The sequence below is a fragment of the Pseudomonas sp. IPO3749 genome (assembly GCF_013386605.1).
Classification (GTDB): Bacteria; Pseudomonadota; Gammaproteobacteria; order Pseudomonadales; family Pseudomonadaceae; genus Aquipseudomonas; species Aquipseudomonas azotoformans_A.
Genome location: NZ_JACARN010000142.1, coordinates 1 through 10,726, shown reverse-complemented (window position 1 = coordinate 10,726; position 10,726 = coordinate 1). Strand labels below are relative to the sequence as shown.

Genomic DNA, 10,726 nt, shown 5'->3' with positions numbered 1-10,726 from the left:
TGGCTACTTCAGACCATCCCAAACCGCCGAAGTACCCAAAGGTTCGTTTTATCACTACTTCACCTCCAAAGATGCGTTCGGCGTTGTATTGCTCGACCACTACTTCGACAACTACGTGCAGGGCATGCAGCAACTGTTCGACCTGCCGGGTTTAACCCAGCACGCCAAGTTGATGGCTTATTGGCAATGCTGGATCGACAACCAGACCGGCTGCACCGACGCGGGCAAATGCCTTGCCGTCAAACTCGGTGCGGAGGTGTCAGACCTTTCAGAGCCGATGCGCCTGGCCCTGCAACGCGGCACTGCACGCACCATCGGGTTGCTGGCCGAGGCCTTGCAGCAGGGCGTCGAAGACGGCTCGGTAGCGATTACGCAACACCCGGACAGCCTGGCCCAGCGCCTGTATGCGTTGTGGTTGGGGACCAGCGTCATGAGCAAGATCACCCGTACTACGGCGCCTTTTGATGAGGCGTTGGGGTTGACCCGGCAGTTGTTGGGTCAGCCGCAAGAAACTGACATTCACACCTATCGAGGCACTGGAAAATGAAAGTATTAATGGTACTGACCTCTCACGACCAGCTTGGCGATACCGGGCGCAAGACCGGCTTCTGGCTCGAAGAGTTTGCTGCACCCTATTACGCGTTCAAGGACGCCGGCGCCGAGATCGTGCTGGCTTCACCGGCCGGCGGCCAGCCGCCATTGGACCCGGTGAGTGATCTGCCGGACTTCCAGACCGAACAGACGCACCGTTTCGCCGCCGACCCGGCTGCCCAGCAAGCCCTGGCCTCCACGGTGAAACTGGACTCGGTCAACGCCGACGATTTCGATACTGTGTTCTACCCAGGCGGCCACGGCCCGCTGTGGGACCTGGCGGAATCGCCGGTGTCGATCGCGTTGATCGAGTCCTTCGAGCGCGCTGGCAAGCCGATCGGTTTTGTCTGCCACGCACCGGGCGCGCTGCGTCACGTCAAGGCGGTCAATGGTGAACCGCTGGTCAAGGGCCGTCGCGTCACCGGGTTCTCCAACTCGGAAGAGGCGGCGGTGGAACTGACTGATGTGGTGCCGTTTCTGGTGGAAGATGAGTTCAAGAAGTTGGGCGGCCTTTATGAAAAAGGCGCTGACTGGCAGTCCTTTGTCATTACCGATGGCTTGTTGGTTACCGGGCAAAATCCTGGCAGTTCCAGTGATGTCGCTAAAGCCCTGCTGAAACTCACCGCTTAATTAATTAGACCGCTGAATTCATTGGCGACTTTTATAAGTCGCCAATGCTTTAGCGCGTCCAGAATTTGGAAATCCTTAAATGACTGACAATGTTTTAAGTACCCGAGTAAAGTTGGGTCACCATACGCTGAACAACCGTATTGTCTTACCGCCGTTGACGCGCCAGCGCAGCGCCCAACCGGGTGATATCGCCACCGACTTGATGGCCGAGTATTACCGCCAGCGGGCCGGTGCCGGTTTCATGGTCAGCGAAGGCACGCAGATCGAGCCGCGTGGCCAAGGCTATGCCTGGACACCGGGCATCTACACCCCCGCGCAGATCGATGGCTGGCGCAAGGTCACCGATGCGGTGCATGCCGAGGGTGGGGTGATCTTTGCCCAGTTGTGGCATGTGGGGCGGGTGTCCCATAACGCTTTGCAGCCTGAAGGGGCGGCGCCGGTTGCACCGTCGGCCCTGCAGGCCCTGCAAGCCAAAGCCTTTATAGAAACGGGGTCGGGCGAGGGTGAGTTGAAACAGCCGCCGGTGCCACGTGCGTTGGCTACGCAAGAGGTCAAGGACTTGGTTGGGCATTATGCCCAGGCGGCACGCAATGCGCTGGATGCGGGGTTTGACGGGGTGGAAATCCATTCGGCCAATGGCTACCTGGTGAACCAGTTCATCTCGGCCCACGCCAATCAGCGTGACGATGAGTACGGTGGTTCGTTGGAAAACCGCCTGCGTTTTCTGCGCGAGATCGTCGAAGCAGTGAGCGCGGTGGTCGGGCCGGAACGCCTGGGCGTGCGTTTCTCGCCGTTGTTCAGCGGCACCGATCAGGACCGTGTGTACATCGGCCTGGTGGAAGACGACCCGCACCACACCTACATCGAAGCCATCAAGGTGCTGGAAGCGTCGGGCATCGCCTACGTTTCCATCGCCGAAGCCGACTGGGACAACGCACCCGACTTGCCTGAATCGTTTCGCCGTGCCGTGCGCGAGACGTTCAGCGGGCGGATCATCTACGCCGGCCGCTACACCGCAGAGCGCGGTGCGCGGTTGGTCGAAGCGGGGCTGGCGGACTTGATCGCGTTCGGGCGGCCGTTTATCGCCAACCCGGATCTGCCGCAGCGGCTGTTCAATGGGTGGCCGTTGAATCCGCTGCGGGTGGAAGGGATGTACGGTGGTGGTGCAGAGGGCTATATCGATTACCCGGTTTACGCTGAATAATCAGGCAACCCGCAACACAATCTTGCCAATATGATCGCCACCTTCCATCCGCGCATGTGCCTGATCGGCCTGGGTGTAGTCGAACACCTGGTCGATCATCGGCAGGCAACGCCCGCCTGACAGCACCGGCCATACGTGCTCGCGCAGTTGGTCGGCAATCGCGGCTTTCTCTGTCTTGGTCCGTGCGCGCAGCAGCGAACCGGTGACGATTGCGCGTTTGCCGAGAATGGTCAGCAAGTCCACCTCATTGGCCTTGGCACCGCCGAGGAACCCCAGCATCACCAGGCGGCCGTCCATCGCCAGCGCCTTGAGGTTGTTGTTGAGGTAGGAGGCACCCATGATGTCGAGGATCACATTCACGCCTTGATCACCGATCACCTGGGCGAAATCCTGTTCGCGATAGTTGATTGCTTCCGCGCCCAGGGCACGAATGGCCGCACATTTTTCTTCGCTGCCAGCAGTGGCAAATGCCTGGATGCCGAACTCGCGGCACAGCATCAGTGCGGTGGTGCCGATACCACTGGTGCCGCCGTGGATCAGCACACGCTGGTCCTTGTGGGCGCCGCCGATGCCGAACAGGTTGGCCCACACGGTAAAGAAGGTTTCCGGAATGGCCGCCGCTTGAATCCAGTCCATGCCTTCGGGAACTGGCAATGCCTGGCTGGCGGGCACTGCGCAGTATTGGGCGTAACCACCGCCATTGGTGAGGGCGCAAACTTTGTCACCGACGGTGTACTCGGTCACGCCATCACCCAGCGCTACCACTTCACCCGCCACTTCCAGGCCGGGGATCGGGCTCATGCCGGGTTTCATCGGGTACTTGCCGGCGCGCTGCAAGGCGTCCGGGCGGTTGACGCCGGCGGCGTGCACGTGGATCAGGATCTCGCCGGGAGCTGCAACCGGCACATCGGCCTGGCGGGGTTGCAGCACTTCAGGCCCGCCAGGGGTGGTGATTTCGATCAGGGTCATTTCTTGAGGAAGTGTCATTTCAGGATACCTGCAGCGATGAGCGTAGGGGTTGGGACCGTGTCGAGCGGTCGACGGTTCAGCATAATCATACTCAGCTCCAGGGCCAGTGCGACCACGATGGCGCCTGCGGCGATCATGAACAGCAGCGCGTGCTGGCCGCCGCTGCTGTTGAACAGGGCGGAGTAGGCAAACCCGGACAGTGCCTGGAACGTCGCAAAGGATACAGTGGCGCGGCTCCATGCCACCTGTTGCTGGTGATGGTTGGGCAGCAGTTCATGTACCCGCGCCAATGCCAGGGGCACAATGCCCGGCGGAAAGGAACCGAGGATGACTGCCAGCACCGCCAGGGCGGTAAACGAACCGGCAATCGGCAGCAGGCCGACTGCAATCGCCTGCACCACCAGCACCCCGCGAATACTCCAGCGCGCGCCGAGTTTATCGGCGAGGAACCCGTAGGAGACCGGGCCCACAATCGCGCCCAGGCCGTACATCACCCAGATCATCGCGCCGACATGCGCACCGGCACCCAAGCCACGGGCCACGTAGTCCACCAGAAATACCATCGCTGGCACCAGGCCCGCCGCCATAAACGCGTATTGGGTGAACAACAGGTAAACGCCAGCGGGTGTCTGTGCCGAGGTGTCCGGCGCTGCCGATGCTTGAGGCTGCGAGCCGGCGGGCCAGGCGAACCAGCTGGCAGCCGTCAATACCAGCGCCAACAGGCCCAGGCCAAACCAGGTCTGCTGCAGGCCCAGGCTCAACAACGGCGGCACCAGCGTGCCGGAGCCCGCAATGCCCAGGCCGATGCCCAGGAAGATCGCGCCACTGGCCAGGCCGCGACGTGCCGCCGGAACATGGGGCAGTACAGTGGCGGCCACCAACACCATGATTGCGCCGCCGGCGATCCCCGATAGCAGGCGCCAGGCGAAGAACCACACCACCGACAGCGGGAAGCCGCAGGCAAAGAATGCGAGTGTCACCGCCACCATCATGATGCGCAGGGCGGTTTTATTGGAGGTGTGTTGAGCGATGGGGCGGCCGATCAGCGCACCAATCAAGTAGCCCACCAGGTTGGCGGCGCCGAGGTAGACCACGTCGTTCGCGGAAAACCACTGGGCCTGGATCAGGGTCGGAATCAACGGTGTATAGGCAAACCGCGCCAGACCGATGCTGACCAGGCTGGCACACAGGCCGGCGAAGATCGGCAGCCAGGCTGAGCGGCGAGGTGATGCGTGGGTATCGAGCATGATCGCTGTCCTGAAGTTTTTTCTCTGGGGCCAGCATAGCCAGGTTGAGTGATGTAATAATGCTGCGATTTGGCACGGGTGCGATGCATATTCGCAGCACTGGAGAAACCAATGAATTGGGACGATGCGCGGGTGTTCCTCGCAGTGTGCCGGGCGTCCACTCTACGCGGCGCCGCCAGGGTGTTGGGCGTGGATCAGGCGACGGTAGGCCGACGGATCAATGCCCTGGAAAAATCGTTGGGCGCCACCTTGTTCCTGCGCACTTCCGAGGGCTATGCGCTGACGGCTGTTGGCGAGGCTGCCGTGCGCTCGGTAGAGAACATGGAACGCTCGGCGCTCGACCTGGAACGCCAGATCCTGGGCCTGGATGATCGCCTGACCGGCACCGTGCGCGTCAGCACCACTGACTCCCTGGCCATCGACTTCCTGATCCCGGCCATTGCCCGCCTGCACGACAAGCACCCCGATGTGCGCGTACACCTGGACGCCTCCACCCAGATCCTCAGCCTGGCCAAGCGTGAGTCTGACATTGCCGTGCGCAACACCCGCCCGGACAACCCAGACCTGATCGCCCGGCGCATTGCCCGTTGGCCGGTAGGATTGTTTGCCTCCCAGGCATACATCGACCGTCACGGCGTGCCCGCCCCGGGCAGCCTGTTCGAGGGCCACGACCTGGTGGTTTACCAGCCCTACCTGCAAACCCAGAAAGACCTGACCCTGGTCTCCGAGCCCGTGGGTCGCGGCCGCATTGTCGCGGCCTTGAGTTCCAGCTTGTTGGTACGCCGTTCCATTGCTGCGGGCATCGGCATCGGTGAAATACCGGTCTACACCGGCGAGCGCGATGGGTTGGTGCGCTTATGGCCTGACCGTACGCGGCCTTTGCCCTATGACGTGTGGCTAGTGACCCACGCCGACTTGCGCCACACCGCACGGGTGCGGGTGGTGATGGAGGAGATCGTCACGGCGTTTGCCGGCACGGGGGCGTGAGGTCAGCACAGGCTTGCAAGCGTGCGGGTGCCTCTGTCGACACAATCGAGCGTTGTGTCCACTAAAAGAGAGCACCGATGAACGCATCAAAATATCCGGACCTGGGGCTGTTGTTTCTGCGGGTCTGTGGGGCGCTGTTCCTGTTGTGGGTGCATGGATTGCCCAAGCTGCTCAACTACAGCGAGCAATTGAAGCAGATCGAGGATCCGTTTCATCTGGGAACGACGGTCACGTTGGTGCTGGCGATTTTCGCCGAAGTGCTGTGCCCGCTTTTGATCATTGTCGGGGTGCTGGTGCGCCTGGCATGCCTGCCGATCCTGTGTGTGCTGCTGATCGCCTTGCTGGTGGTACACCCGGAATGGACGCTGCTCGAAGCGCAGTTCGGCTGGCTGCTGTTGATCATTTTCACCACGTTGGTGATCAGCGGTCCAGGGCGTCTGGTACTGACTCAGCGTTTCTCTTGAGCAAAAAAAGGCCGGGCAAGCCCGGCCAAACAAGGAGAGGATGGTTGAGGTATTTCAGCGGTTGAGGAACGCCAGCAGGTCTTCATTCAACTGCTGCGTATGGGTCACGGCAAACCCATGGGGGGCGTCCTTGTAGACTTTCAACTCGGCACCCTTGATCGAGGCAGCGGCCACTTTGCCGGTGGTCTCGAACGGCACGATCTGGTCGCCATCGCCATGGATCACCAGGGTCGGCACGTCGATCTTGGCCATGTCCGGGCGGAAGTCGGTTTCGGAGAATGCGGTGACGCAGTCCACCGTCGCCTTGAGGGACGCCTGCAGGGCGATTTGCAACGTCTGGGTCTGCACGCCTGCGGAGACGACCTGACCTTTGTTGAGGCCATAGAATGGCGTGTTGAAATCGCTGATGAATTGCGCACGGTCCTTCAGCAATTCAGCCTTGAAGCCGGCGAACACGTCGAGGGGCACACCCTGCGGGTAATCGGCTTGCTGGCCGAAGATCGGCGTCACCGCACCCAGCAACACCAGGCCGGCCACACGCGCGCTGCCATGGCGTGCGATGTAGCGCGCCACGTCGCCGCCGCCCATGGAGAAGCCCACCAGGGTCACGTCCTTGAGGTCCAGGTGCTCGATCAGTTGGGCGATATCGTCGGCGAAGGTGTCGTAGTCGTTGCCGGTCCACGGCTGGTCCGACCGGCCGAAACCACGGCGGTCGAACGCGATGGTGCGAAAGCCACGACTGCTCAGGTATTCCATCTGGTATTCCCACATATCGGCATCCAGCGGCCAGCCATGGCTGAACAACACGGGTTTACCACTGCCCCAGTCCTTGAAGTAGATCTGGGTACCGTCTTTGGCAACGAATGTGCTCATGGAAAACTCCTGGGAGGGTGGAAAGAGAATGCTGGCTCACTATTGCGTTAAACCGGACGAAGGGCTTGTACGCCTGTGCTCGGTTGAACGGTTGAGCGTCTATGCTGTGCGCGGGCATCACCTCCTATTCGCCGTTGCACCACTGGAAGCCACGCTGCCTGAAACAGATACATCTAATGGGGGAGCGGGCTCGCCACAGCAGCCCGCACACATTTTGGGTCCAGAGCAGGCTTCAGGCCGAAAGGTGTTCGTACAGAATCGTCGCACCTACCAGCATCAGCACCACACCCCCGACCATCTCTGCCCGTTTGCCCACCACGGTGCCCAGCACCCGCCCAAGCATCATGCCAAGGGTCACCATGGTCATGGTCGCCAGGCCAATCGCCGCCGCTGCCACCAGGATATTCACATCGACAAACGCCAGGCCCACGCCTACCGCCAGTGCATCGATGCTGGTGGCGAACGCCGTCACGGCGAGGATCATGAAGGAATGCTGGGTCGGCTTCTCGGCCTCTTCATCATCGGCTTTCAACCCGTTCCAGATCATGTGCAGGCCCAGCCCGACCAGCAAAGTAAAAGCGATCCAGTGGTCCCAGTTTTCCACCCAGCGGGTGGCGGCATGACCGATGGCCCAGCCGATCATCGGCGTGATGGCTTCGATCACACCAAAGATCAGGCCGGCGCGCAGGGCTTCGGTAAGACGGGGTTTGTGCAGGCTGGAGCCTTTGCCGATGGCCGCTGCAAAGGCGTCGGTCGACATGGCCAGGGCCAGGAGGATCAGGGAAATGGGGTTCACGGTCAGGCTTCCAGTCGGGCTATGGGACACAACGACACCGCCATGCGCCCGACTTCAGGCATGGGATGTCGCTGGTCTCACCAACCGAAAAGACGGTGTTCGCACCACGGCAGGTTGCCGAATATGTTGATACGAACGCTTCCAACAGGGTCAGAAGCCGGTTACTCCCCAACGAGGAGGGCGATCATAGGTGGGCGGATATGAAAATTCTGTCAACGCTTTCAAGGCCGCTGCGGTTTGACCGATGTACCAAAGGTATTGCCCATGCGCACGCTGGTCGCCGCCGGGGTGGACAAGCCGACCGCGTTTGGCGGCCGCTTTTCCACGGACATGTTCTGGGCTTCGCGGTTTTTCTTCGCCGCCTTGGTCGCGTTTGTGTCATTGCCCATCTGCTGGCTGAGGCAGCCATAGTTGGGCGCCTTGTAGCCATCCACGCTGACTTCGGCGCACGTGCCGGCGGCGTTTTCGGCGTGGGCGAGTACGGGCAGGGCAGCGCACAGCAACAGGCTGGCGAGGGTCGGTAACAGCTTCATCGGGCCTCCTGGCAGGCCCTGAGGAGTGGGCCGGTTAGGCTTGAAAGTGTAGTGCAGCGGGCTTCTCGTCACCGTGATGTTTTTTTTGCTATCACCGTAACATCAGGTTCATAAACTGGCCTCAGGATGACGGTTTTCTAGGGCGCGTCGGCCGTGCAGCGATGCAGAGCAGGGGGTGAACAGGGAGTCTGGAGGCGCGTCATGTGCGCCCTGGTCTTGCTGTTGCTGCTGGCCGGCGGTCGTATGGCGCAGGCAGAGTCACCGCTGCTGTCGTTGAACCTGCCGGCGCAAGACCTTGAATACGCACTGCAAGCCTACAGCCGCGCCACCGGGATGGCGGTGCTGGTGGACCGCGAGTTGACGCGGGGCCGGCGCTCCATCGGGGTACGCGGGCGCTTTACGGCGCAAGAGGCACTGGCGATGTTGCTGACAGGGAGTGGCCTGATGGCACGTTATGCACGCAGCGATGCGTTTACCTTGCAGACCCCGCAGGTCAGCCAGCCACCGCCCACAAAGGGCGCGGCGGCACGCAGCGCCGCGCGGATCAACAACAGCTACGCGACGGCACTGCAGCAAGCCATCGAGACCAGCCTGTGCCGCTCGCCGCTGACCCGGCCCGGCAGCTTCCGGGCCTTGGTGCAGGTGTGGGTCAACCCGGGCGGAGTGATTGAACACAGTCGGTTGGTCAGCTCCACCGGCGATGAACAACGCGATGAAGCACTGGTACGCAGCCTGAGCGCGGCCCGGGTCCAACGCCCGGCACCGAGCTCACTGCGCCAACCGGTGACTTTACTTTTGATGCCTGACACAACAGGAATGCGCATGGAATGCACAGCAGCGAAAGGAGCCTGGGGCGGATGAAAAATACCGGGCACAGTGCGATGGTCAGCTTGTTCCTGGCCTCCTACGAAGACTTCAAGGTGCGTTTGCGCAAGCGCTTGGGCTCGGAAGACCTGGCCAACGACGTGCTGCACGAAACCTACTTGCGGGTCGACCGCATGGACGTGCCGCCCAACCTGCAACAACCCAACGCCTACCTCTACCGCATGGCCTTGAACATCGCCGCCGACCGCCGCCAGGCCGACGCGCGCCTGCTCACCGGCAGCGAAGTGGAAGAACTGCTGCAAAGCGCCGACGAAGCCCAGGACCCGTCGCGGGTGGTGGGCGGCCAGAAAGAAATCCAATCCCTGGTCAAGGCGCTCTACGAACTGCCGGCCCGTCGCCGCAAAATCCTCATCGCCGCCCGCCTGGAAGAGGCGCCGCACCTGGAGATTTCCCAGCGTTTCGGCATCTCCACGCGCATGGTCGAGAAGGAAATCAAGGCCGCCCTGGGCCACTGTGCCAAGCGCCTCGAAAGAAAAGTGATTCAGCGGTTCGGTCCCGGGGCCGGAAAACCGTCTTAGTGTCGAGTCCCTGATAAATCCGTGAGTACGTGCGCGCTTGAATATTTTCAGCTTCCCCACCGCCCGGCCATCCGCCGCCAGCCCCCTGCACGATGAAGCCCGCGACTGGCTGCTCCTGCTGACCTCGGGCCGCGCCACCGTGGCCGATGCCAAGGCGCTCAAAGCCTGGTGCGCGCAGAGCCCCCAACATGCGCAGGCATTCGAGCAGGCCAAGGTGCTGTGGCAGCAACTCACACCGGCCCTCGACCAAGTGGCACAACCGCGCAGCTTTGGTCGGCGGGCCTTCCTCGGTGGCGCGATTGCCGCTTCGGCAGCCGTGGTGATGGTGCGCGTCGGCGTGCCGGGCGGCTTTGCAGGGCTCACGGCGGACTATCGCACCGAAGTCGGTGAGCAACGCCAAGTGCTGTTGAGCGAAGGGATCAGCCTGGAACTCAACACCCAGACGCGCATCAGTCGGGTGGGGCAGGGCATTGAACTGTTCGAAGGTGAAGTCGAAGTGATCGCCCACGTTGCCCAACCGCTCAAGGTCCAGGCCGGTGACGGTTGGGTGAGCGCGGCGCAGGCACGCTTCAACGTGCGCAACACCGACCACAACGTGTGCGTGACCTGTATCGAGGGCTCGCTCTCGGTAGATATCGCCGGACGCAGTGTGCGCCTGGACGGCGGTCGGCAACTGACCTATGGCGTTGCTGGCGTCAGTGAAGTGACCACGGTAGACACCCAGGCGGTCGTGGCCTGGCGTGAACAGATACTGGTGTTCAACAACGCCACGCTGGCGACGGTGGTGGACGAAATCAACCGCTACCGGCCGGGCATGCTGTTACTGCTCAACAAAGCGTTGGGCCAGCGCCGGGTGCAGGCGCGGTTCAGTTTGCAGCAGTTGGCGGGCGTGGCGTTGTTGATTCGCGATGCGTATGGGGCCAAGTGCACGGAGTTGCCGGGTGGGGTGGTGTTGTTGAGTTAAGGGCGGGATCTTCGGTTGCACAATTTTGAAGAGATCACCCAGTTATACCCTTGTAAACATTATGT

Annotated in this window: 13 protein-coding genes; 8 read left to right on the top strand and 5 right to left on the bottom strand. The window is 61.8% G+C overall.

The window, feature by feature from the left end; all coding sequences use genetic code 11:
- The 3 genes from HX812_RS31805 to HX812_RS31795 form a co-directional block, all read left to right on the top strand.
- A partial coding sequence (locus HX812_RS31805) for a TetR/AcrR family transcriptional regulator (protein ID WP_178949160.1) occupies window positions 1-547 on the top strand: 547 nt, incomplete at its 5' end.
- Window positions 544-1,221: a type 1 glutamine amidotransferase domain-containing protein gene (locus HX812_RS31800; protein WP_038841760.1), complete on the top strand. Its 678-nt coding sequence runs from the start codon at window positions 544-546 to the stop codon at window positions 1,219-1,221. The genes HX812_RS31805 and HX812_RS31800, both read left to right, overlap by 4 nt.
- A gap of 79 nt (window positions 1,222-1,300) precedes the next feature.
- Window positions 1,301-2,425 carry an alkene reductase gene (locus tag HX812_RS31795; RefSeq protein ID WP_038841763.1) on the top strand — a complete coding sequence of 375 codons (1,125 nt, stop codon included), beginning with the start codon at window positions 1,301-1,303 and terminating at the stop codon, window positions 2,423-2,425.
- Here the strand turns inward: HX812_RS31795 and HX812_RS31790 are convergent, their stop codons facing one another.
- Together HX812_RS31790 and HX812_RS31785 are read right to left on the bottom strand one after the other, a co-directional pair.
- Window positions 2,426-3,412 carry an NAD(P)H-quinone oxidoreductase gene (locus HX812_RS31790; RefSeq protein ID WP_038841767.1) on the bottom strand — a complete coding sequence of 329 codons (987 nt, stop codon included), beginning with the start codon at window positions 3,410-3,412 and terminating at the stop codon, window positions 2,426-2,428.
- On the bottom strand, window positions 3,409-4,641 hold the full coding sequence (locus HX812_RS31785) for a YbfB/YjiJ family MFS transporter (RefSeq protein WP_038841770.1): 1,233 nt from the start codon (window positions 4,639-4,641) through the stop codon (window positions 3,409-3,411). The genes HX812_RS31790 and HX812_RS31785 overlap by 4 nt, the downstream gene beginning before the upstream one ends.
- Before the next feature lie 111 nt (window positions 4,642-4,752).
- Between HX812_RS31785 and HX812_RS31780 the strand changes: the two genes are divergently transcribed.
- The gene (locus tag HX812_RS31780) at window positions 4,753-5,628 is read left to right on the top strand and encodes a LysR family transcriptional regulator (protein ID WP_038841773.1); all 876 of its coding nucleotides are present in this window, start codon (window positions 4,753-4,755) and stop codon (window positions 5,626-5,628) included.
- A 77-nt stretch (window positions 5,629-5,705) separates the two neighbouring features.
- Window positions 5,706-6,092 carry a DoxX family protein gene (locus HX812_RS31775; RefSeq protein WP_038841776.1) on the top strand — a complete coding sequence of 129 codons (387 nt, stop codon included), beginning with the start codon at window positions 5,706-5,708 and terminating at the stop codon, window positions 6,090-6,092.
- Window positions 6,093-6,146: 54 nt separating this feature from the next.
- On the opposite strand, the gene HX812_RS31770 is transcribed toward HX812_RS31775, so the two are convergent.
- The 3 genes from HX812_RS31770 to HX812_RS31760 all read right to left on the bottom strand — a co-directional run bounded on the left by HX812_RS31770 (window position 6,147) and on the right by HX812_RS31760 (window position 8,294).
- Window positions 6,147-6,965 carry an alpha/beta fold hydrolase gene (locus HX812_RS31770; RefSeq protein WP_038841778.1) on the bottom strand — a complete coding sequence of 273 codons (819 nt, stop codon included), beginning with the start codon at window positions 6,963-6,965 and terminating at the stop codon, window positions 6,147-6,149.
- Between the two features lie 232 nt (window positions 6,966-7,197).
- Window positions 7,198-7,761, bottom strand: a complete 564-nt coding sequence (mntP, locus tag HX812_RS31765) for a manganese efflux pump MntP (protein WP_038841780.1) — start codon at window positions 7,759-7,761, stop codon at window positions 7,198-7,200.
- Between the two features lie 221 nt (window positions 7,762-7,982).
- Window positions 7,983-8,294 carry a hypothetical protein gene (locus HX812_RS31760; RefSeq protein WP_038841782.1) on the bottom strand — a complete coding sequence of 104 codons (312 nt, stop codon included), beginning with the start codon at window positions 8,292-8,294 and terminating at the stop codon, window positions 7,983-7,985.
- A gap of 201 nt (window positions 8,295-8,495) precedes the next feature.
- Here HX812_RS31760 and HX812_RS31755 point away from each other — a divergent pair, with 201 nt between their 5' ends.
- Genes HX812_RS31755 through HX812_RS31745 form a run of 3 tightly spaced genes read left to right on the top strand, consistent with a single transcriptional unit; the run spans window position 8,496 to window position 10,661 of the window.
- Entirely contained in the window at window positions 8,496-9,155 is a 660-nt protein-coding gene (locus tag HX812_RS31755) for a secretin and TonB N-terminal domain-containing protein (RefSeq protein ID WP_050572357.1), read from the top strand.
- Complete coding sequence (locus HX812_RS31750; protein ID WP_038841783.1) at window positions 9,152-9,697, top strand: RNA polymerase sigma factor; 546 nt, start codon at window positions 9,152-9,154, stop codon at window positions 9,695-9,697. The genes HX812_RS31755 and HX812_RS31750 overlap by 4 nt, the downstream gene beginning before the upstream one ends.
- A 37-nt stretch (window positions 9,698-9,734) precedes the next feature.
- Complete coding sequence (locus HX812_RS31745; protein WP_038841785.1) at window positions 9,735-10,661, top strand: DUF4880 domain-containing protein; 927 nt, start codon at window positions 9,735-9,737, stop codon at window positions 10,659-10,661.
- Window positions 10,662-10,726 lie beyond the last annotated feature (65 nt).

Excerpts from the sequence above, each read along its gene's own strand:
- HX812_RS31800 (WP_038841760.1), top strand. The coding sequence starts at position 544 with ATGAAAGTATTAATGGTACTGACCTCTCACGACCAGCTTGGCGATACC.
- HX812_RS31795 (WP_038841763.1), top strand. The coding sequence starts at position 1,301 with ATGACTGACAATGTTTTAAGTACCCGAGTAAAGTTGGGTCACCATACG.
- HX812_RS31790 (WP_038841767.1), bottom strand. The coding sequence starts at position 3,412 with ATGACACTTCCTCAAGAAATGACCCTGATCGAAATCACCACCCCTGGC.
- HX812_RS31785 (WP_038841770.1), bottom strand. The coding sequence starts at position 4,641 with ATGCTCGATACCCACGCATCACCTCGCCGCTCAGCCTGGCTGCCGATC.
- HX812_RS31780 (WP_038841773.1), top strand. The coding sequence starts at position 4,753 with ATGAATTGGGACGATGCGCGGGTGTTCCTCGCAGTGTGCCGGGCGTCC.
- HX812_RS31775 (WP_038841776.1), top strand. The coding sequence starts at position 5,706 with ATGAACGCATCAAAATATCCGGACCTGGGGCTGTTGTTTCTGCGGGTC.
- HX812_RS31770 (WP_038841778.1), bottom strand. The coding sequence starts at position 6,965 with ATGAGCACATTCGTTGCCAAAGACGGTACCCAGATCTACTTCAAGGAC.
- HX812_RS31760 (WP_038841782.1), bottom strand. The coding sequence starts at position 8,294 with ATGAAGCTGTTACCGACCCTCGCCAGCCTGTTGCTGTGCGCTGCCCTG.
- HX812_RS31755 (WP_050572357.1), top strand. The coding sequence starts at position 8,496 with ATGTGCGCCCTGGTCTTGCTGTTGCTGCTGGCCGGCGGTCGTATGGCG.
- HX812_RS31750 (WP_038841783.1), top strand. The coding sequence starts at position 9,152 with ATGAAAAATACCGGGCACAGTGCGATGGTCAGCTTGTTCCTGGCCTCC.